At 75.3% G+C, this 19,988-nt stretch carries 19 protein-coding genes; 8 read left to right on the top strand and 11 right to left on the bottom strand.

Translation table 11 applies throughout. From position 1 onward, the window contains the following. Positions 1-2 precede the first annotated feature (2 nt). Entirely contained in the window at positions 3-2,255 is a 2,253-nt protein-coding gene (locus ACYQBY_RS20485) for a serine/threonine-protein kinase (protein ID WP_459645748.1), read from the bottom strand. A gap of 234 nt (positions 2,256-2,489) precedes the next feature. On the opposite strand from ACYQBY_RS20485, the gene ACYQBY_RS20480 reads away from it, so the two are divergent. Both ACYQBY_RS20480 and otsB read left to right on the top strand, forming a co-directional pair. After that, positions 2,490-3,938, top strand: coding sequence for an alpha,alpha-trehalose-phosphate synthase (UDP-forming) (locus ACYQBY_RS20480; RefSeq protein ID WP_459645747.1), 1,449 nt, complete (start codon positions 2,490-2,492; stop codon positions 3,936-3,938). After that, the gene (otsB, locus tag ACYQBY_RS20475; protein WP_459645746.1) at positions 3,935-4,750 is read left to right on the top strand and encodes a trehalose-phosphatase; all 816 of its coding nucleotides are present in this window, start codon (positions 3,935-3,937) and stop codon (positions 4,748-4,750) included. The genes ACYQBY_RS20480 and otsB overlap by 4 nt, the downstream gene beginning before the upstream one ends. 27 nt (positions 4,751-4,777) lie before the next feature. On the opposite strand, the gene ACYQBY_RS20470 is transcribed toward otsB, so the two are convergent. The 4 genes from ACYQBY_RS20470 to ACYQBY_RS20455 form a co-directional block, all read right to left on the bottom strand. Beyond that, the gene (locus ACYQBY_RS20470) at positions 4,778-5,386 is read right to left on the bottom strand and encodes a CE1759 family FMN reductase (protein ID WP_459645745.1); all 609 of its coding nucleotides are present in this window, start codon (positions 5,384-5,386) and stop codon (positions 4,778-4,780) included. Continuing rightward, positions 5,383-6,489, bottom strand: a complete 1,107-nt coding sequence (locus ACYQBY_RS20465) for an LLM class flavin-dependent oxidoreductase (RefSeq protein WP_459645744.1) — start codon at positions 6,487-6,489, stop codon at positions 5,383-5,385. The genes ACYQBY_RS20470 and ACYQBY_RS20465 overlap by 4 nt, the downstream gene beginning before the upstream one ends. A gap of 85 nt (positions 6,490-6,574) precedes the next feature. Beyond that, on the bottom strand, positions 6,575-7,777 hold the full coding sequence (locus ACYQBY_RS20460; RefSeq protein WP_459645743.1) for a cation:proton antiporter: 1,203 nt from the start codon (positions 7,775-7,777) through the stop codon (positions 6,575-6,577). An 8-nt stretch (positions 7,778-7,785) separates the two neighbouring features. After that, positions 7,786-8,268, bottom strand: a complete 483-nt coding sequence (locus ACYQBY_RS20455; RefSeq protein ID WP_459645742.1) for a cation:proton antiporter regulatory subunit — start codon at positions 8,266-8,268, stop codon at positions 7,786-7,788. Positions 8,269-8,575: 307 nt separating this feature from the next. Between ACYQBY_RS20455 and ACYQBY_RS20450 the strand changes: the two genes are divergently transcribed. Both ACYQBY_RS20450 and ACYQBY_RS20445 read left to right on the top strand, forming a co-directional pair. Then, positions 8,576-9,649: an ABC transporter ATP-binding protein gene (locus tag ACYQBY_RS20450; RefSeq protein WP_459645741.1), complete on the top strand. Its 1,074-nt coding sequence runs from the start codon at positions 8,576-8,578 to the stop codon at positions 9,647-9,649. A gap of 118 nt (positions 9,650-9,767) precedes the next feature. Then, entirely contained in the window at positions 9,768-11,030 is a 1,263-nt protein-coding gene (locus ACYQBY_RS20445) for a DUF4032 domain-containing protein (protein WP_459645740.1), read from the top strand. 51 nt (positions 11,031-11,081) lie between these two features. On the opposite strand, the gene ACYQBY_RS20440 is transcribed toward ACYQBY_RS20445, so the two are convergent. From ACYQBY_RS20440 to cysS, 3 genes are read right to left on the bottom strand one after another with little or no spacing between them, the layout of a single operon-like run. Then, a complete protein-coding gene (locus ACYQBY_RS20440) occupies positions 11,082-11,603 on the bottom strand; it encodes a MarR family winged helix-turn-helix transcriptional regulator (protein ID WP_459645739.1) in 522 nt (173 codons plus the stop codon). A 57-nt stretch (positions 11,604-11,660) separates the two neighbouring features. Further along, positions 11,661-12,626 carry a 23S rRNA (guanosine(2251)-2'-O)-methyltransferase RlmB gene (rlmB, locus tag ACYQBY_RS20435; RefSeq protein WP_459645738.1) on the bottom strand — a complete coding sequence of 322 codons (966 nt, stop codon included), beginning with the start codon at positions 12,624-12,626 and terminating at the stop codon, positions 11,661-11,663. After that, a complete protein-coding gene (gene cysS, locus ACYQBY_RS20430; protein ID WP_459645737.1) occupies positions 12,626-14,065 on the bottom strand; it encodes a cysteine--tRNA ligase in 1,440 nt (479 codons plus the stop codon). The genes rlmB and cysS overlap by 1 nt, the downstream gene beginning before the upstream one ends. A 71-nt stretch (positions 14,066-14,136) precedes the next feature. Here cysS and ACYQBY_RS20425 point away from each other — a divergent pair, with 71 nt between their 5' ends. The 3 genes from ACYQBY_RS20425 (at position 14,137) to ACYQBY_RS20415 (ending at position 17,351) form a co-directional block, all read left to right on the top strand. Continuing rightward, entirely contained in the window at positions 14,137-15,342 is a 1,206-nt protein-coding gene (locus ACYQBY_RS20425) for an S-(hydroxymethyl)mycothiol dehydrogenase (protein WP_459645736.1), read from the top strand. Beyond that, positions 15,342-16,052 carry an MBL fold metallo-hydrolase gene (locus ACYQBY_RS20420; protein ID WP_459645735.1) on the top strand — a complete coding sequence of 237 codons (711 nt, stop codon included), beginning with the start codon at positions 15,342-15,344 and terminating at the stop codon, positions 16,050-16,052. Before ACYQBY_RS20425 ends, ACYQBY_RS20420 begins: the two co-directional genes overlap by 1 nt. An 87-nt stretch (positions 16,053-16,139) precedes the next feature. Continuing rightward, positions 16,140-17,351, top strand: a complete 1,212-nt coding sequence (locus ACYQBY_RS20415; protein ID WP_459645734.1) for an AI-2E family transporter — start codon at positions 16,140-16,142, stop codon at positions 17,349-17,351. Between the two features lie 10 nt (positions 17,352-17,361). On the opposite strand, the gene ispF is transcribed toward ACYQBY_RS20415, so the two are convergent. From ispF to ACYQBY_RS20400, 3 genes are read right to left on the bottom strand one after another with little or no spacing between them, the layout of a single operon-like run. After that, entirely contained in the window at positions 17,362-17,874 is a 513-nt protein-coding gene (ispF, locus tag ACYQBY_RS20410) for a 2-C-methyl-D-erythritol 2,4-cyclodiphosphate synthase (protein WP_459645733.1), read from the bottom strand. After that, positions 17,871-18,563, bottom strand: coding sequence for a 2-C-methyl-D-erythritol 4-phosphate cytidylyltransferase (gene ispD / locus ACYQBY_RS20405; RefSeq protein ID WP_459645895.1), 693 nt, complete (start codon positions 18,561-18,563; stop codon positions 17,871-17,873). The genes ispF and ispD overlap by 4 nt, the downstream gene beginning before the upstream one ends. Further along, the gene (locus ACYQBY_RS20400; RefSeq protein WP_459645732.1) at positions 18,560-19,042 is read right to left on the bottom strand and encodes a CarD family transcriptional regulator; all 483 of its coding nucleotides are present in this window, start codon (positions 19,040-19,042) and stop codon (positions 18,560-18,562) included. The genes ispD and ACYQBY_RS20400 overlap by 4 nt, the downstream gene beginning before the upstream one ends. Positions 19,043-19,287: 245 nt before the next feature. Here ACYQBY_RS20400 and ACYQBY_RS20395 point away from each other — a divergent pair, with 245 nt between their 5' ends. Beyond that, positions 19,288-19,959 carry a hypothetical protein gene (locus tag ACYQBY_RS20395; protein ID WP_459645731.1) on the top strand — a complete coding sequence of 224 codons (672 nt, stop codon included), beginning with the start codon at positions 19,288-19,290 and terminating at the stop codon, positions 19,957-19,959. The last annotated feature ends 29 nt before the right edge of the window (positions 19,960-19,988 follow it).

Here is a 19,988-nt window from a genome sequence, read left to right as displayed (position 1 = left end):
GGTCAGCTCCCCGGCTCGAGGAAGGGCGGGCGCTCCAGGGGGCGCCAGTCCGGCTCGGACCCGCCGCCGATCATGAACGCGGCGGACAGCGCGAGGAGGGCGCACAGGGCCATGACGACGCGGGCCTCGCGCTCCCCGCCGGCGACGGCGCGCACGACGGTGCGGGTGCCGCGCTGCAGGGACCGGCCGCCCGGGCCCCACCAGGCGGTGAGGACCGCCGCGAGGGCACCGAGGGCGAGGGTGGTGGGGTCGCCGGGGCTCCCTGCGGGGCCGGCGGGGAGGAGGCCGACGACGAAGAGGGTGCTGACGCCGACGAGCACGGGCACGATCGCCGCGAGCACGGTGGTCAGGGCGGCGCGCAGCACGTTCCACGGCACGGCGAGGGCGACGGCGAACCCGTCGCTGGCGCGGGGGCCGGCGACCTCGCGGCGGCGCGCCAGGGTGCCGCGGCTGCGGTCGACGGTGCGGGCGACGAGGGCGCCGAGGACGCTGAGCACGAACCCGGCGGTGGGTGCGACGGCGCAGACGCCGACGAGGGCGAGCAGGGCGAGCAGGAGCACCCCGGTGCCGGCGGAGCGCGGGGCCTCCCCGGGCGGCGGGGCGGGCCGGGCCGCGGACGGACCCGCCGGGTGGACCTGCCCCGGGTGGGCGGGGTGTCCCTGCGGGGCGGGCGGCCACGCGCCCGGCCGGTCCCACCCGGTGGGCCGCAGCGGCGCGGCGGCTGCGGCGGGCGACCCGGCGGGCGGGCGCTGCGGCTGGGCCGCCTGCCCCGGCGGGGCGGCGGGCACCGCGGGCAGCACCGAGGTGGCGTGGTCGGCGGGTGGGGTGTGGCCGGGAGGCGGGGCGGCCCAGGCGCGCGCCGGGGTCGTCGCCCCGCCCCACCGGGCATCGGCGGGGCGTGCACCGTGCGGACCGGGCTGCGGGGGCGGGGCCGCGTGCCGGACCGGCGGCAGCACCGAGGTGCGCTCGGCGGCGCTCTCCGGCTCCGGGCGGGGCGCGGCGGCGTCGCGCAGCACGGCGGCGTCGCGGGCGTCCAGGGTGCGCGGTCCCTGCGGGCGGGGGTCGAAGTCCCGGCCCCGCTCCGACCAGCCGTCGCGGGGGCCGACCTCCAGGCCGGTGCGGTGCTCGAACGGGGAGCGGTGGTCCACGGGCACCACCCGGGTGGCGTCCGCGTCAGGGCCGGGGACGGCCGCGGCACCCGCGGCGGCGCCCGCGGCGGGGTGCGGCACCGGCGGGGTGGCGTCCGCGTCCCACGCGTCCCGGTCCCGCGCGTCCCGGTCCCGCCCGTTCCAGCCCGGCACACCCGCGTCCCGCACACCCGGGTCCCGCACGTCCACGACCGGGTGCGGGCCGGTGACCACCCGCGCGCCCTCCCCCGCGTCGCGGCACGCCCGGTCCAGCGCCTCCAGCAGCGCCGCCGGCTCCGGCCGGTGGGAGGGGTTGACGGCGAGCGCGCCGGACAGCAGCCGCTGCAGCTCCGGCGGCAGCCCCGCCAGGTCCGTGTCGCCGCGGCGCACCCGGTCCAGGACGACCTCCATGGGGCCGCGGCCGAACGGCGGGCGGCCGGTGGCGGCGTACGCGACCGTGGCGGCCCAGCCCCACCAGTCGGTCGCCGCGGAGACGGCGCCGCCGCCGACGACCTCGGGCGAGAGGTAGCCGGGGGTGCCCATGACCAGGCCGGTGGTGGTCAGGCGGACGTCGTCGGCGACGTGCGCGATGCCGAAGTCGATGACGACCGGGCGCCCGTCCAGGAGGAGGACGTTGCCGGGCTTGAGGTCGCGGTGCACGACGCCCGCGGCGTGGATGGCGGCGAGGGCCTCGGACAGGCCGTGGCCCAGCTCGTGCAGGCAGCGGCCGGTGAGGGGCCCGTCGGCGGCGACGGCGGCGTCGAGGGGGCGGCCGGGCACGTAGCGGGTCACCAGGTACGGCCACTGCCCGGAGACGTCGGCGCCCAGGACCTCCGCGACGTGCGGGGAGCGCACCCGCTCCAGGGTGGAGACCTCCCGGCCCAGGCGCTGCCGGGCGTGCGGGTCCCCGGCGATGTGGGGCTTGAGGACCTTCAGGGCGACGGCGCGCTGGGCGGCGTCGAGGGCGAGGTACACGATGCCCATGCCGCCCTCGCCGATGACGTGCAGGAGGCGGTGCTCCCCCAGCGTCGTCCCCGGGGCGGGCATCCCCGCGGGGCGTCGGCCGTCGGCGCGCGGCCGGGTGGGGTGCTCGCCCGGCCCCGTCCCCACCGGCACGGGACTCGTCACCGGCTCGACCTGGGGTGGGGGCGCCGGGGTGTGCACGCGCACCACCGTACGACAGGCCCGCGCGGCCGGACGTCCACCGCTGGTCGGATCCCGGGCGGTCCCGGGGAGCCTGCGGGAAGGGCCGGTGGACGTCCCGTGGAGGTCCCCGGTCGGCCCCGCCGGGCCCGCTCCGGCTGCGCCCGGCGGTGATCCCGATAGGGTCGGGGCGTCCCGGACTCCGAGGAGGATCCCCGTATGGCGGGCGACTACGACCTGGTGGTGGTGGCCAACCGGCTCCCCGTGGACAAGGTGGAGGAGGCGGACGGGACCACGTCCTGGCGGCGCAGCCCCGGGGGCCTCGTCACGGCCCTCGAACCCGTGATGCAGCGCGAGGACGGCGCGTGGGTCGGCTGGGGCGGTGCCCCGGGCGAGGCCGAGGAGCCGTTCGACGCCGAGGGCGTGCGGTGCGTGCCGATCGGCCTGTCCGCGGAGGAGGTCGAGGACTACTACGAGGGTTTCTCCAACGGGACCCTGTGGCCGCTCTACCACGACGTGATCGTGGCGCCCACGTACCACCGCCGCTGGTGGGAGGCGTACGTGCGTGTCAACGAGCGCTTCGCGCAGGCCGCCGCCGAGCAGGCCGCCGAGGGCGCGACGGTGTGGGTGCAGGACTACCAGCTGCAGCTCGTGCCGCGGATGCTGCGCCGGCGCCGCCCCGACCTGCGCATCGGCTTCTTCAACCACATCCCGTTCCCGCCGTTCGAGATCTTCGCGCAGCTGCCGTGGCGCAGCGCGATCCTCGACGGCCTGCTGGGCGCGGACCTCGTGGGCTTCCAGCGCCCGGCCGACGCGAACAACTTCCTGCGCGCCTGCCGGCGGGCGGTGGCGATCCCCGCCCGGCAGGGCGTGGTGCGCCTGCCCGAGGAGGGCGGCCGCCAGGTGCGCGCCGCGTCGTTCCCGATCTCCATCGACTCCGCCGCGCTCGACCGGATGGCCAGGCGCGAGGACATCCGGGAGCGGGCGCGGGAGATCCGCCGCGACCTCGGCGACCCGCAGTACGTGCTGCTCGGCGTGGACCGCCTGGACTACACCAAGGGGATCCTGCACCGGCTCAAGGCCTTCGAGGAGCTGCTCGCGGACGGGCGGGTCCAGGTCGGCGAGGCGGCGCTGGTGCAGGTCGCCACGCCGAGCCGGGAGCGGGTGGACCAGTACGTGCAGCTGCGCCAGGACGTGGAGGTCACCGTCGGGCGCATCAACGGCACGTACTCCGAGATCGGCAAGGCGCCGGTGCAGTACCTGCACCACTCCTACGGCCGGGAGGAGATGGCGGCGCTGTTCCTCGCCGCCGACGTCATGCTCGTCACGTCCCTGCGCGACGGCATGAACCTCGTCGCGAAGGAGTACGTGGCCTCCCGCTACGACGAGCGCGGTGTGCTGGTGCTGTCGGAGTTCACCGGTGCCGCCGACGAGCTGACGCAGTCGCTCATGGTCAACCCGCACGACATCGACGGGCTGAAGGACGCCGTGATCCGGGCGCTGCACATGCCCGATCGCGAGGCGGCCCGGCGCATGCGCGCGCTGCGGCGGCGGGTGCGCGAGTACGACGTGCAGCGCTGGGCGACGACGTTCCTGGAGGCCCTGGAGCGCACGCGCCCGGGCGAGGTCGACCTGACGGACGCGGCCGCGGCGGAGGTGGGCCGGTGACCTCCCCCGCGGCGGCGCCCGGGGACGCCCGGGACGCCGCGCTGGAGGAGGCGCTGGCGTTGTTCGCCGGGTCCGGGCGGGTGCTGGTCGCCCTCGACTTCGACGGTGTGCTCGCGCCGCTCGTGGACGACCCGCTGTCCTCGCGGCCGCTGCCGGGCTCGGCGGAGGCGCTGCGCCGGCTGGTGGAGACCACCGACGTGGCGCTGGTGTCGGGGCGGGACCTGGCGACGCTGCGCGCGCTGTCGGGTGCGCCGGAGGCGGCGGTGCTCGTCGCGGGTCACGGCACGCAGTGCTCCCTGGACGGGGAGGACGGCGGGCAGGTGCTGACGGCGGAGGAGTCGCGGCGGCTGGCGGAGGTGACGGCGGCGCTGGAGGCGGTGGCGGCGGCGGCCGAGGGCCTGCACGTGGAGCGCAAGCCGATGTCGGCGGTGCTGCACACCCGCCGCGCGGACCGGGTGGCGGCCGTGGAGGCCACCCGGTCGGCGGTGACGGGCCCGGGCTCGTGGCCGGGCGTGCACTGCCTGCGCGGCAAGGAGGTCGTGGAGATCGCCGTGGTGCCGCTGGGCAAGGGCGCGGGCCTGCTGCGGCTGCGGGAGCGGCTGGCGGCGGCGGGCCCGGCGGTGGAGGCGGTGCTCTACGCCGGTGACGACGTCACGGACGAGGACGCCTTCGCCGTGCTGGGCGCGGGCGACGTGACGGTGAAGGTGGGCGCGGGCGAGACGCGGGCGCGGTTCCGGGTGGCGGACCCGGAGGCGTTCGCGGAGGTGCTGACGCGGCTGGCGGACCTGCGCGACGCCGCGGCGGCGCGCTGAGGGGCGCGCCACCGCGGCGTCGGGTGCTCAGCGCCCGGCGAGGAGCTGCTCGAAGGACGTGGTGAGCGCGAACGGGTCGGCGGCGGCGGTGGGCTCGTGCAGCTCCACCTGGGCGGCGAGCTCCCGCCCGGCACGGGTGGTGCGCTCCCCCAGCGCCCCGGCGCCCCCGCCGGCCCAGTCCCCGGAGGCGGCGAACACCCCGGTGGGCAGCACGAGGGCCTTGGCGTAGGCGAAGAGCGGGCGCATGGCGTGGTCGACGACGAGGGAGTGCCGCGCGGAGCCGCCGGTGGCACCCAGCAGGACGGGCGTGCCGGCCAGCGCGTCGCGCTCCAGCACGTCGAGGAACGACTTGAACAGCCCGCTCACCGAGGCGTTGAACACCGGGGTGACGGCGACGAGGCCGTCGGCGGCGGAGACGGCGTCGAGGACCTCCCGCAGCGCCGGGCGGGCGAAGCCGGTGAGCATCGCGTCGACGACGTCGTGCGCGATCTCCCGCAGCTCCACGACCCGCACGGCGGCCTCCACCCCGCGCGCGGCCAGCGCGTCGGTGGTCGCGGCGGTGAGGCGGTCGGCGAGCAGGCGGGTGGACGAGGGCTGCCCCAGGCCGGCGGAGACGGCGACGAGCGAGCGCTTCACGGGGTGACCTCCAGGGTGGCCGGGCCGGGCTGCGTGCGGGCGGCGAGCAGCGAGGCGTGGGTGGGGGCCTCCGGCACGTGCGCGGGGCGCAGCGCGTCGAACTCCCGCCGCAGCACGGGCACGACCTCGGAGCCGAGGATCTCCAGCTGCTCCAGCACCGTGGACAGCGGCAGGCCGGCGTGGTCGATCAGGAACAGCTGGCGCTGGTAGTCGCCGACGTAGTCCCGGAAGCCGAGGGTGCGCTCGATCACCTGCTGGGGGCTGCCCACGGTGAGCGGGGTCTGCGCGGTGAACTCCTCCAGGGACGGGCCGTGCCCGTACACGGGGGCGTTGTCGAAGTACGGCCGGAACTCGCGCACGGCGTCCTGGGAGTTCCTCCGCACGAACACCTGCCCGCCGAGGCCGACGATCGCCTGGTCGGCGCGGCCGTGGCCGTGGTGCTCGAAGCGCTCGCGGTACAGGCCGACCATCCGCCGGGTGTGCTCCGCCGGCCAGAAGATGTGGTTGGCGAAGAACCCGTCGCCGTAGTAGGCGGCCTGCTCGGCGATCTCGGGGCTGCGGATGGAGCCGTGCCAGACGAACGGGGGCACCCCGTCCAGGGGGCGGGGGGTGGAGGTGAAGCCCTGCAGGGGGGTGCGGAAGCGGCCCTGCCAGTCCACGACGTGCTCGCGCCACAGCCGGTGCAGCAGGGCGTAGTTCTCCACGGCCAGCGCGATGCCGTCGCGGATGTCCTGGCCGAACCACGGGTAGACGGGCCCGGTGTTGCCGCGGCCGAGGGTGAGGTCGACGCGGCCGTCGGCGAGGTGCTGGAGCATCGCATACTCCTCCGCGAGGCGCACCGGGTCGTTGGTGGTGATGAGGGTGGTCGCCGTGGACAGCTGCAGGCGGGTGGTGCGCGCGGCGATGTAGCCGAGCATCGTCGTGGGCGAGGACGGCACGAACGGCTCGTTGTGGTGCTCGCCGGTGGCGAAGACGTCGAGGCCGACCTCCTCGGCCTTCAGCGCGATGGTGACCATGGCCTTGATGCGCTCGGCCTCGGTGGGCGTCCGGCCCGTGGTGGGGTCGGGCGTCACGTCGCCGACGGTGAACACTCCGAACTGCATGACCGCTCCCCTGCTCCGACAGCACCTTCGTTGAGCATTCAACCAAAGATGCCCGGGGATATTCCAGGGCCGGCACCCTCCCGGCTCAGCCCGCCGCCCGCCGCACCTTCCGCGCACGCTCCCGGTCCGCCAGCGCGCGCCCGAGGGAACGCCCCCACGGGTCCGCGAGCCTCGCCAGCACCGGGCCAACCACCGCCAGCGCCAGCACGTACGCCGCGGCCAGCGGGGCCAGCCGCTGGTCCACGACCCCACCGGCCGTCGCCAGACCGGCGATCACGATGGAGAACTCCCCGCGCGGGACCAGCGCCGCGCCCGCGCGGACCCGGCCGGGCACGCCCACCCCCGAGCGCTCGGCCGCCATCCACCCCGTCACCAGCTTCGTCAGCACCCCCACCACCACCAGCGCCAGGGCCGGCAGCAGCACCGGCGGCAGCTGGTGCGGGTCGGTCGTCAGGCCGAAGGAGACGAAGAACACCGCCGCGAAGAGGTCCCGCAGCGGCTCCATCAGCCGGTGGGCGTCCTCGTCGAGGTCGCTGGAGAGCGCGATGCCCAGGAGGAAGGCGCCCACCGCCGCCGAGACGTGCACCGTCTCGGCGACCCCGGCCACGAGCAGCGCCAGGCCGAGGATGCGCAGCATCGTCACCTCGTTCGAGGCGCCCGTCACGAACGAGGAGATCACCTTGCCGAAGCGCAGCGCGAGCACCAGCGCCAGCGCCAGGCAGGCCAGCGCCACGGCCACCGACCCCGTGGCCTCCCACACCCCCGAGGCGGCCAGGACCGCCGTCAGGACCGGCAGGTAGACCGCCATGCCGAGGTCCTCCAGCACGAGGATGCCCAGCACGCTCGGCGTCTCCCGGTTGCCGAGGCGGCCGGTGTCGGAGAGCACCTTCGCGACGATGCCGGAGGAGCTGACCGCGGTGATGCCGAACATGGCCAGCGCCCCGATCGGGCCGAAGCCCAGCAGCAGCGCGACCGCCGCGCCGGGCAGGCCGTTGAGCAGCAGGTCCAGCACCCCGACCGGCGCCTGGCGCCGCAGCGTGGAGAGCAGGTCCCCGGCGGAGTACTCCAGGCCCAGCACCAGCAGCAGGAGCACCACCCCGATCTGGGAGGCGGACTCCAGGAACTCGGCGGGGGCGTCCAGCGGCACGACACCGCCGGTCCCGAACGCGAGGCCGGCGAGCAGGTACAGCGGCACCGGCGAGATCCCGATGCGCCCGGCGAAGCGGCCGACCAGGCCCAGGCCGAAGATGACCGCGCCGAGCTCCAGCAGCAGCGTGGCGGCGTGCACGCTCCCGCTCAGCCGTCCGTGAGGAGCTTCGCCGTCGCCCGCACGCCGTCCTCGGTGCCGACCACGACGACCTTGTCACCCGCGCGGAAGACCTGCGCCGGCGTCGGGGAGGGGATGACGTCACCGCGCCGCACGAGCGCCACGACGGAGGCGCCGGTGCGGCTGCGGATCTGCGCGTCGCCCAGGGTGCGCCCGTCGTACGGCGAGCCGGGCTCGATGTAGATGCCCTCGGTGGCGATGCCCTCCACCTGCTCGCGCAGGCGCGCCAGGCGCTCCACGACGCGGGGGGCGCCGAGCAGCTCGGCCAGCGCCTCGGCCTCGGAGGGTTCCAGGTCCACCACGAACGAGCAGGCGTCGGGGTCGTCCTTGCTGTAGACCAGCAGCTCCCGGTCGCCGTTGCGCTGCGAGATGACGCCGATGCGCCGGCCGCGCTCGGTCACGAAGTCGTGGCGCAGGCCGATGCCCGGCAGCTTGGTCTCCTCGATGTCCACGGCATCGAGTGTGCGCCCGGCGCCCGTGCGGCGTTCACCCGGGTGGGCTCCCCGACCCCCTCCCCACGTGTGTCCTGCGTCACATCGGTCACGGGGGCGGTGCCCCGTCGGTCAAGATGTGCGCACCCCCGAGGTCCGACCACAGGCCGGGCGCGGGGGTCGGGGTCGCGGTCGATCCCCGGTCCGTCCTCGTGACCGACCAGGGCCGCCGGTCCCCGTGCTGACAACTGCACACGAACCCGGCGACGCCGGGTCTCCACTTCACGACGGATCGTCCGGCACGTACCTGCCGGTGAAGGAGAACACCATGGCTACGGTCACGTTCGACAAGGCGACGCGCCTCTACCCCGGCGGCGAGAAGCCCGCGGTGGACGCCCTCGACCTGCACGTGGAGGACGGGGAGTTCCTCGTCCTGGTCGGCCCCTCCGGCTGCGGCAAGTCCACCTCCCTGCGCATGCTCGCCGGCCTGGAGGACGTCAACGGCGGTCGCATCCTGATCGGTGACCGTGACGTCACCACGGTCCCGCCCAAGGACCGCGACATCGCGATGGTGTTCCAGAACTACGCGCTCTACCCCCACATGACGGTCGCCGACAACATGGGCTTCGCCCTGAAGATCGCCGGCACCCCCAAGGAGGAGATCAAGCGCCGCGTGCAGGAAGCGGCCAAGATCCTCGACCTGGAGCAGTACCTCACCCGCAAGCCCAAGGCCCTCTCCGGCGGCCAGCGCCAGCGCGTGGCCATGGGCCGGGCCATCGTGCGCCAGCCCCAGGTCTTCCTCATGGACGAGCCGCTGTCCAACCTCGACGCCAAGCTGCGCGTGCAGACCCGCACCCAGATCGCCTCCCTGCAGCGGCGCCTGGGCGTCACCACCGTCTACGTCACCCACGACCAGATCGAGGCCATGACGATGGGCGACCGCGTGGCGGTCCTCAAGGACGGCATCCTGCAGCAGGTCGACACCCCCCGCCGGATGTACGACCACCCCAACAACGTCTTCGTCGCCGGCTTCATCGGCTCCCCCGCGATGAACCTGCTCAGCCTCAAGACCGTCGAGGGCGGCGTCGTCTTCGGTGACACCGTCCACCCCGTCGAGCGCGCCGCGCTCGCCGCCAGCGGTGAGAACCTCACCCTGGGGGTGCGCCCGGAGGACCTGGAGCTCTCCGAGCACGGCCTGCCCGTCACCGTGGAGGTCGTCGAGGAGCTCGGCGCCGACGCCTACATCTACGGCACCCTGCGCCAGGGCACCTCGGACCTGCCCGTCATCGCCCGCGTCGACGGCCGCCGTCCCCCCGAGAAGGGCGCCACCGTCCACTTCACCGCCAAGCCGGGTCACGTGCACCTGTTCAGCGGCAAGACCGGCGAGCGCATCGAGGCCTGAGCCTCACCAGCACGACGGGGCCGTCGCCAGCACCGCTGGCGGCGGCCCCGCCGCACGTCCGGCACCGCCCGCGGACTCCGCCCCGCCAGCCGGACCCCGACCGTGGAGAATGCAGCCCGTGAGCGTTCCGACGGCGACGTCCCTGCAGATCACCGCATCGCGCCCGTACCCCGAGCTGCTGGACCTGCCGTGGGAGATCCCCCTGGAGGAGTGGCCCGACGAGCACCTCGCGGCCCTCCCCCGCGGCATCAGCCGGCACGTCGTGCGGTTCGTGAAGCTGGGCAGCCGGGTGCTGGCCGTGAAGGAGACCAACGCGGAGATCGCGCACCGCGAGTACCGGATGCTGCGCCTGCTCAACCGGCTGGAGGTGCCCTCCGTCTCCCCCGTGGCCGTCATCACCGGCCGCAGCGACCCCGACGGCGAGCCCCTGAACTCGGTGCTCATCACCCGGCACCTGCAGTTCTCCCTGCCCTACCGGGCCCTGTACAGCCAGACGCTGCGCCCCGACACCGCCAAGCGCGCCGTCGACGCCCTGGCGGTCCTGCTCGTCCGGCTGCACCTGACGGGCTTCTACTGGGGTGACGTGTCCCTCTCGAACACCCTGTTCCGCCGCGACGCGGGGGCCTTCGCCGCGTACCTGGTGGACGCCGAGACCGGCGAGCTGCACGACGTGCTCTCCGACGGCCAGCGCGAGTACGACCTCGACGTGGCCCGCACCAACATCGCCGGGGAGCTGATGGACGTCGTCGCCAGCGGCGCCCTGGAGGTCGACATGGACGAGGTCATCGCCATCGCCGACCGGATCATCTCCCGCTACCGCACCCTGTGGGTGGAGCTGACGGAGGCGGAGTCCTTCGAGAAGGGCGACCGCTGGCGGGTGGAGGCGCGCATCCGGCGCCTCAACGACCTGGGCTTCGACGTGGGCGAGCTGGCCATCACCACGGACCTCGACGGCACGACCGTGCGGATCGAGCCGAAGGTCGTCGACGCCGGGCACCACTCCCGCCGCCTGCTGCGCCTGACGGGCCTGGACGTGGAGGAGAACCAGGCCCGCCGCCTGCTCAACGACCTGGATTCCTACCGGGCCGCCACGGAGCGGCAGGGCGACGACGAGGAGATCGTCGCCCACGAGTGGATGGCGGAGCACTTCGAGCCGGTGCAGCGGCGCATCCCGCGGGAGCTGCGCGGCAAGCTGGAGCCGGCGGAGGTGTTCCACGAGGTGCTGGAGCACCGCTGGTACCTCTCGGAGCGGGCCGGGCGGGACGTGGGCCTGGAGGAGGCGGCGCAGTCGTACGTCGGCACGGTCCTGCCCTCCAAGCCGGACGAGCGGGCCGTGCTCGGGGTGGACACCCAGGCCCTGCCGGTCGTCGGCCGCGAGTGACGGCGCCGCCCGCCGCCGGACGCGGCGGGCACGCCGCGGGACCCGCGCCCGTCAGCGGGCGGGGTCGGACTCGCGCGCCAGGGCCGTGGCGGCGTAGCGCCCCTCGGGGTCCAGCACGTCCAGCAGGCGCGCGACGATCGTGTCGAGCTGGTCCAGCTGGTCGGCGTCCAGCGGGTCCAGGACCAGCTCGCGGACCTTCTCCACGTGCCCGGGGGCGGTGGCGACGACCTTGTCCCACCCGGCGTCGGTGAGCACGGCGATCTGGCCGCGGCCGTCCTCGCGGCACCGCTCGCGGCGCACGTAGCCCTGCTTCTCCAGCTTCGCCACGACGTGGGACACGCGTGAAGGGCTGGCGTTGGAGCGGGCGGCGAGCTCGCTCATGCGCAGCGCGCGGTCGGGGTGCTCCGAGAGCATCGCGAGCATGAGGTAGCCGGCGGCGGTGAGGTCGGCGTCGCGCTGCAGCTGCGCGTCCAGGGCAGCGGGCAGCAGCTCGATGAGCGCGGCGACGCGCAGCCACGCGCGGCGCTCCTCGCGGGTGAGCCAGCGGGGTTCGGGTACGGGGGATTCCGGCACGGGTCGAGGATACGCCTTACTTGAGGCTTCAACCAGTCGGTGCCGGGCACCCGCCCGTCAGCGGCGGCGCGCCACCTCGTACAGCGCCACACCCGCCGCGACCCCCGCGTTCAGCGACTCCACCGCCGCCACCATCGGGATGCTCACCACCTGGTCGCACGTCTCCCGCACCAGGCGCGAGAGGCCCTCGCCCTCCGAACCCACCACCAGCACCAGCGGCACGTCCGCCAGCTCCAGCTCCGGCAGCAGCACGTCGCCGTCCGCGTCCAGGCCCACCACGAACACGCCCTGCTTCTTGTAGTCCTCCAGCGTGCGCGTCAGGTTCGTCGCCCGCGCCACCGGGATGCGCGCCGCGGCGCCCGCCGACGTCTTCCACGCCGACGCCGTCACCCCCGCCGCCCGGCGCTCCGGCACCAGCACCCCGTGCCCGCCGAACGCCGCCACCGAGCGGATCACCGCACCCAGGTTGCGCGGGTCCGTCACGCCGTCCAGCGCCACGATCAGCGCCGGGCGCACGTCCTCCAGCGCCTCCTCCAGCAGGTCCTCCGGGTGGGCGTAGGAGTACGGCGGCACGCTCGCCGCCAGGCCCTGGTGCACCGCACCGTTCGTGAGGCGGTCCAGGTCCGCGCGCGAGGCCTCCAGCAGCGGGATGCCCCGGTCACCGGCGGCGGACAGGGCCTCCTTGACGCGCTCGTCGGAGTCGATGCGGCTCGCCACGTAGACGCCCGTGATCGGCACCCCCGCGCGCAGCGCCTCCACCACCGAGTTGCGCCCGGCGATCCACTCCGTCTCCCCCGTGCGCTTGGCGCCGGAGCGGCCCGCCGGGCGCGAGGAGCCGCCCGCCGAGCGCCGCTGCGACGACGCCGCACGCCGCGCCGCCGGGTGCCCGGTGCGCTCGGTGGCCTTGGGCGTGGGGCCCTTGCCCTCCAGCGACCGGCGGTTCTTGCCGCCCGTCCCGCCGCCGGAGCCGGTGTTCTTGCCCGCCTTGCGGACCGCGCCTCGGCGCTGGGAGTTCCCCGCCACTACTGCTCACCCTCCACTGACCACTTCGGCCCCGCCGCAGTGTCCTCGATGACGATGCCGGCGGCCTTCAGCCGGTCCCGGATGGCGTCGGCCGCCGCGAAGTCCCGCTCCGCGCGCGCCCGCGCCCGTTCCTGCAGCGACGCGGCGACCAGCACGTCCAGCGCCGCGTGCAGCCGCTGCACCTGCCCGCCGCCGGCGCCGGCCCCGGTCCACTGCGGCGACAGGGGGTCCAGCCCCAGCACCGCCAGCCCGGCCCGCACGCGCCCGTACCGCTCGCGCAGGGTGTCCAGCCCCCTCGGCCCGGCCGCCAGGGCCGCGTTGCCGGCGCGCACGTCGTCGTGCAGGGCCGCCAGGGCCGCGGGCGTGGCCAGGTCGTCGTCCATCGCCGCGGCGAAGTCCTCCCCGACCGCGGCGCCAACCACCTCGGCGGCGTCCCCCAGCCGCTCGGCGGCGCGGCGCACGAAGTTCTCCAGCCGCCCGTACCCCGCCTCCGCCTCGTCCAGCGAGGCGGGGGTGTACTCCAGCTGCGAGCGGTAGTGGGCGGAGATGAGGTAGTAGCGCAGCACCACACCGCGGTGCTGCGTCAGCAGGTACGGCACCCCGAGCACGTTGCCGACGGACTTGCTCATCTTCTCCCCGCCGAGGGTGAGAAGGCCGTTGTGCAGCCAGTACCGGGCGAAGCCGTCCCCGGCGGCGCGCGACTGCGCCTGCTCGTTCTCGTGGTGGGGGAAGCGCAGGTCCAGCCCACCGCCGTGCACGTCGAACTCCGCGCCGAGGTAGCGCCCCGCCATCGCCGAGCACTCCAGGTGCCAGCCCGGCCGCCCGCGCCCCCACGGCGTCGCCCACGACGCCGAGGTCGGCTCGTCCGCCTTGACGCCCTTCCACAGCGCGAAGTCCCGGGGGTCCCGCTTGCCGCGCGGGTCGGCGTCGGCGGCGGCCTCCATGTCGTCGATGCGCTGGTTCGTCAGCTCCCCGTACACCGGCCAGGAGCGCACGTCGAAGTACACGTCCCCCGAGCCGTCCTCCGCCGGGTAGGCGTGCCCTGCCGCCACGAGCCGCTCGATCAGCGCGACCATCTCCGGGACGTGGCCCGTGGCGCGCGGCTCGATCGTGGGGGGCAGCACGCCCAGGGCGGCGTAGGCGGCGGAGAACTCCCGCTCGAAGCGGTAGGCGTGCGCCCACCACTCCACACCCGCCTCGGCGGACTTCGCCAGGATCTTGTCGTCGATGTCGGTGACGTTGCGGACGTACGTCACGGCCAGGCCGCCCGCCTCCAGCCAGCGGCGCAGCACGTCGAAGGCGACCTGCGCGCGCACGTGCCCCAGGTGCGGGGCCCCCTGCGGGGTGGCGCCGCAGACGTACACGCCCGCACGACCGGGGTGCAGCGGCTCGAAGTCGCGCACCTCGCCACGGGAGGTGTCGTACAGGCGCAGGCTCACCCCCGAAGGCTACCGGGGCGGCACCACCCCGCGATCTCGCCGCGGGGTGCCGCCGGGGTTACTGTCCGGGCATGCCGTCGACGGTGCGTGGTGTGGTGTCCCGGGGCCGCGGCGCCCCGGTGGAGCTGACCGAGGTCGTGGTGCCCGACCCCGGCCCGGGCGAGGCGGTGGTGGACGTCGCCGCGTGCGGGGTGTGCCACACCGACCTGCACTACCGCGAGGGCGGCATCAGCGACGACTACCCGTTCCTGCTGGGCCACGAGGCCGCCGGGACGGTCGCGGCGGTGGGCGAGGGCGTCACGCAGCTCGCGGTGGGCGATCCGGTGGTGCTGAACTGGCGGGCGGTGTGCGGGGCGTGCCGGGCGTGCCTGCGCGGGGAGCCGCAGTACTGCTTCGCCACGCACAACGCCTCGCAGCCGATGACCCTCACCGACGGCACCCCGCTGTCCCCCGCGCTCGGGATCGGCGCGTTCGCGGAGAAGACGCTCGTGGCCGCCGGGCAGTGCACGAAGGTGGACCCCGGCCTGTACGCCGGCTCGGGCACCGCCTACGACCCGGCGGTGGCGGGGCTGCTGGGGTGCGGGGTGATGGCCGGGATCGGCGCGGCCGTGAACACCGCCCCCGTGCGGCGCGGGCAGTCCGTGGCGGTCATCGGCTGCGGCGGGGTGGGCTGCGCGGCGGTCGCCGGGTCGGTCCTGGCCGGGGCGCGGCGGATCATCGCGATCGACCTCGACGAGCGCAAGCTCGCGTGGGCGCGCCGGCTGGGTGCCACGCACACCGTGTGCTCCGCCGGGATGGACGAGGACGCGGTGGTGGCGGCGGTGCGGGAGCTGACCGACGGGTTCGGCGCCGACGTGGTGATCGACGCGGTGGGGCGGCCGGAGACGTGGCGGCAGGCGTTCTACGCCCGCGACCTGGCCGGCACCGTGGTGCTCGTGGGGGTCCCCACCCCCGAGATGACCCTGAGCATCCCGCTGCTGGACGTCTTCGGGCGCGGGGGTGCGCTGAAGTCCTCCTGGTACGGGGACTGCCTGCCCTCCCGGGACTTCCCCGCCCTGCTGGAGCTGCACGCCCGGGGCCGGCTGCCGCTGGACGCGTTCGTCACCGAGCGCATCCGGCTGGAGGACGTCGAGGAGGCCTTCGCCACCATGGGGCGCGGCGAGGTCCTGCGCTCCGTGGTCGTCCTCGACGACGGGGCCGCCGCCGTGGTGCCCGGCACCGCCCACGACACCACTCACGACACCACCGCCCACGACACCACCGGGGAGGGGTCCTGATGCACGCACGGGTCGAGCACCTCGTCACGTCCGGCACGTTCAGCCTGGACGGGCAGACCTTCGAGGTCGACAACAACGTCTGGATCGTCGGGGACGACACCGAGTGCGTCGTGATCGACGCCCCCCACGACATCGAGGCCATCACCACCGCGGCCCTGGGCTCCAGCGGCACCCGCCGCGTCCTCGCGGTCGTGGCCACCCACGCCCACGACGACCACGTGCGCCACGCCCCCCGCCTCGCCGAGCGGCTCGCCGCGATCCAGGGCGCGCACGTGCCCGTCCTGCTGCACCCCGCCGACCAGCCGGTGTGGGAGCTGACCCACGGCCGCACCGTCGACGGCGGCGCGGACGACGGCACGGGCGCGACGGTGTCCACCGGCTCCCGGGCCACCACCGACCTCGCCGACGGTCAGGTCGTCACCGTGGCCGGCACCGAGCTGCACGTGCTGCACACCCCCGGGCACACCCCCGGCTCGGTCTGCCTCTACGCCCCGGACCTCGCCACCGTCTTCACCGGCGACACCCTCTTCGCCGGCGGCCCCGGCGCCACCGGCCGCTCCTTCAGCGACTTCGGCACGATCGTGGACTCCCTGCGCACCAAGGTCCTCACCCTGCCGCCGGAGACCCGCGTGCTGACCGGGCACGGGGAGTCCACCACCATCGGCGACGAGGCACCCCACCTGCCGGAGTGGATCGAGCGCGGCCGCTGACGCGTCCCGCGAGATGCCGGTGTGCTCGCGGACTGCGAGCATCCAGGCACGAACCGATCATCCGGAGGTGCCTGCGGTGAGGACCACGTGACACAGAACATGCCCCCCGGCCCCGTCGCGGCCACGGACGAGCCGACCACGGTCGTGGTGGGGTCCAAGGTGGCCTCGGCCGCCCAGTGGGCGCTGCGCCTGCTGATCCTCGGCGCCTTCGCCTACGCCGTGCTGCGACTGCTCGCCATGTCGTGGTCCCTGCTGTTCCCCCTGCTGCTGGGCGTCCTGCTCGCCGCCGTGCTGTGGCCGCTGACCATGCTGCTGCGGCGGTTCATGCCCCGGGCGGCCGCCGCCGGGCTCTCCGTGCTGCTGCTGCTGGCCGTCGTCGCGGGGGTGTTCGCCTCGATCATCCCCAGCGTCACCAGCCAGGCCCCGGAGGTCGCCGACAGCGCCAGCCGCGGGCTGGACCAGGTGCAGCAGTGGGTCACCGGCCCGCCCCTGAACCTCGCCGACGACGAGCTGGGCGGGCTCATCAACCAGGGCATCGGCAAGCTGCAGGCCAACGCGCAGACCATCGCGCTGAGTCTCGTCGGCGGCCTGGGCAGCGTCGGCTCCGGCGTCATCACGACGCTGCTGGTGCTGGTGCTGGCGTTCTTCTGCCTCAACGACGGCGACCGGCTCGTGCCGTGGTCGCGCCGCTGGCTGGACGAGCGCACCTGGCGGCACACCGAGGCCCTGAGCACCCGCATCTGGAAGGTGCTGCGCGGCTACATCCTGTCCCAGGCCGCGGTGGCGCTGGCCGATGCCGTGTTCATCGGCCTGGGCCTGGTGTTCACGGGGGTGCCGTTCGCGCTGCCCCTCGCGGTGATCATCTTCTTCTCCGCGTTCATCCCGATCATCGGCGCGGTCGTCTCGGGGCTGCTCGCGGTGCTGGTGGCCCTGGTGACGGGCGGGCTGACCAGCGCCCTGATCATCCTGGCGGTCGTCTTCGCCGTGCAGCAGCTGGAGGGCAACGTCCTGCAGCCGCTGCTCGTGGGGCACACGATGAACCTGCACCCCGCCGTGGTCATCGGCGCGGTGACGATCGGCGGCACCCTGTACGGCATCACGGGCGCGTTCCTGTCCGTGCCCGTGGCGGCCATCGCGGCGGTGGTGCTGCGCTACGTCCGGCACACGCTGCGGCCCGACGAGCCGGAGAACCCGGTGCGGGGCCAGCGGGAGCAGGAGCGCATCGACCGCATCCAGCGGCGGCTGCGGCGCGCGGAGCGCCCGGAGCCGCCGCAGCAGGAGCCCGCGCCGACCGCCTGAGGCGGCCGGCTCAGCGGCCGGGCGAGGGGACGACGAGGGCGGTCGCGATGGCCGCCAGCCCCTCGCCCCGGCCGGTGAAACCCAGCCCGTCGGTGGTGGTGCCGGCCACGCTGACGGGCGCCCCGCAGGCCTCGCCCAGCGCGGCCTCCGCCTCGGCCCGGCGCATCCCGATCCTCGGGCGCACCCCGATGACCTGCACCGAGACGTTGCCGATGCGGAACCCGGCCTCCCGCACGAGCCGGGCGGCCTCGGCGAGCAGCACGGCGCCGGCGGCGCCGTGCCACTGCGGCCGGGAGGTGCCGAAGTGCAGGCCGAGGTCCCCGATCCCCGCCGCGGCGAAGAGGGCGTCGGCGGCGGCGTGGGCGGCGACGTCGCCGTCGGAGTGCCCGGCCAGGCCCACGGGCTCACCGGGCCACAGCAGCCCGGCCACCCGGCAGGGACGGTCCTGCGCGAAGGCGTGGACGTCCACCCCCGTGCCCACCCGGGGCAGCAGGATCTCGGGGGGTCGTGGCGCCTCGCTCATCCGTCCTCCGGGGTCCGGTGCGCCGCCGAGAGGACCGCGGCGGCCAGCAGCAGGTCGAGCGGTCGGGTCACCTTGAAGGCGTGCTCGTGGCCGGGGACGACCACGACCTCGTGCCCGGCGGCCTCGACCATGCCGGCGTCGTCGGTGACGGGCACCCCGGCGGGCGGGTCGGCGTGGACGGCCCGCAGCACCTCCGCAGCGAAGCCCTGGGGGGTCTGCACCGCCCACAGGTCGCCGCGGTCCACCGTCCCCACCACCGTGCGGCCGCGCACCCGCTTCACGGTGTCCGTGACGGGCAGCGCGGGCACCACCCCGGGGGCACCGGCGCGCACGGCGCGGATGACGTCGCCGAAGAGCGCCGGGGGCGCCAGGCAGCGCGCGGCGTCGTGGACGAGCACCACATCCACCTCCGCCGGGAGCACCGCGAGTGCGGCGCGGACCGAGCCCTGCCGGTCGGCGGCACCCTCCACGAGGAGCAGCTCCCCCGGCACCAGGGGCCCCAGCAGGTCCCGGACCCGCGGCACCGTCCCGGGCGGACAGGCCACCACGACGACGTCGACCGCGCCGGCCGCGCGGCGCACGGCGTGCACCAGCAGCGGCTCGCCGCGCAGGTCGACCAGGGCCTTGGGGGAACCCGCACCCAGGCGCTCGCCCCGGCCGGCGGCCGGGACGACGAGCCCCGTCCTCAGGACGCGAGGACCTCGTCGAGCAGGGACTCGGCCTTGTCCTCGTTGGTGTTCTCCGCCAGCGCGAGCTCGGACACCAGGATCTGCCGCGCCTTGGCGAGCATGCGCTTCTCACCCGCGGACAGGCCGCGGTCCTGGTCCCGGCGCCACAGGTCGCGGACGACCTCGGCGACCTTGATGACGTCGCCCGAGGCGAGCTTCTCGAGGTTGGCCTTGTAGCGGCGCGACCAGTTGGTCGGCTCCTCCGCGTACGGGGTGCGCAGCACGGAGAACACGCGCTCCAGACCCTCGCGGCCGACGACGTCGCGCACGCCCACCAGGTCGACGTTCTCCGCGGGCACCTCGATGGTCAGGTCGCCCTGCGCGACCTTGAGGACGAGGTACAGCTTCTCCTCGCCCCGGATGGTGCGGGTCTTGATCTCCTCGATCAGCGCGGCCCCGTGGTGGGGGTAGACGACTGTTTCGCCGACGGTGAAAGCCATGGTGAATGAGACCCCTTTCCCTAGTTCGATATTACCACGCGAAACGCCGCCCCGACAGCCCCGGCCGATGCGTTTGCGCAGGTCAGAGGCCATGTGACGGCGAACCTTGCCTTGACAGGCGCGGCGGGACGTGCTCCGCCCGGCCCGCCGGGCGCCCCGCGGGGGCGGGTGCACCTCCGCCCGCGGCCCGCGCCGGACCCGCCTCGGTCGGCGTCCCCGCAGGCCCGCCCGGTAGGCTCGCGAGCGTGAAGCGCCGCCTCCGTGGACCCGCCGCCCTCGTGATGACGAGCCTCGCCGCGCTCGGCGTGACGGGCTGCTCGGTCTTCTCCCCCGTGCAGACCACCTACGTCTACGAGCCCGGTGACGGGTACAGCACGCAGGTCGGCGAGGTGCTCGTCCGCAACGCCGTGGTGGTCTCCGAGGGCGAGGGCACCCCCGGGGTGCTCTCCGCCACGCTGGTGAACAACAGCGACGAGGAGGCCGAGATCACCATCACCCCGGAGGGCGGCAGCGCCACCACCGTGGAGGTGCCCGTCGGGGTGGCCGTGGTCCTCAGCAGGGGCGACGCGAGCCCCGGCGCCACCGAGCAGCTGCCCGAGCCGCTGCCCGGCGACGCCGAGCCCGCGTTCATCCAGCTCGGCTCCGTCGACGCGGTCCCCGGCGAGCTCGTCACCGTGTCCCTGGAGTCCGGCGGGCAGTCCGTGGAGCTCGGCGCGCCCGTGCTGCTCCCGCGCCACGAGTACGCCCCCTACACCCCGACCCCGACGGACACCCCCACGGGCACGGCGACCGGCGCGGCCGACGAGCCCACCAGCCCGGCCGACCGCACGGACAACACCCAGGACCCCGAGCCGATCGAGACCAGCGGCGAGCCGACCGCCACCTCCGGCGTGACGCAGAACCCCGGCGGCAACTAGCGCGCACCGGATCACCGGGGGACGTGGGC

This window comes from Kineococcus anabasis (genome assembly GCF_054590795.1).
The sequence above is the reverse complement of the archived record's forward strand: the minus strand, read 5'-3'. Positions and strand labels throughout refer to the sequence as shown.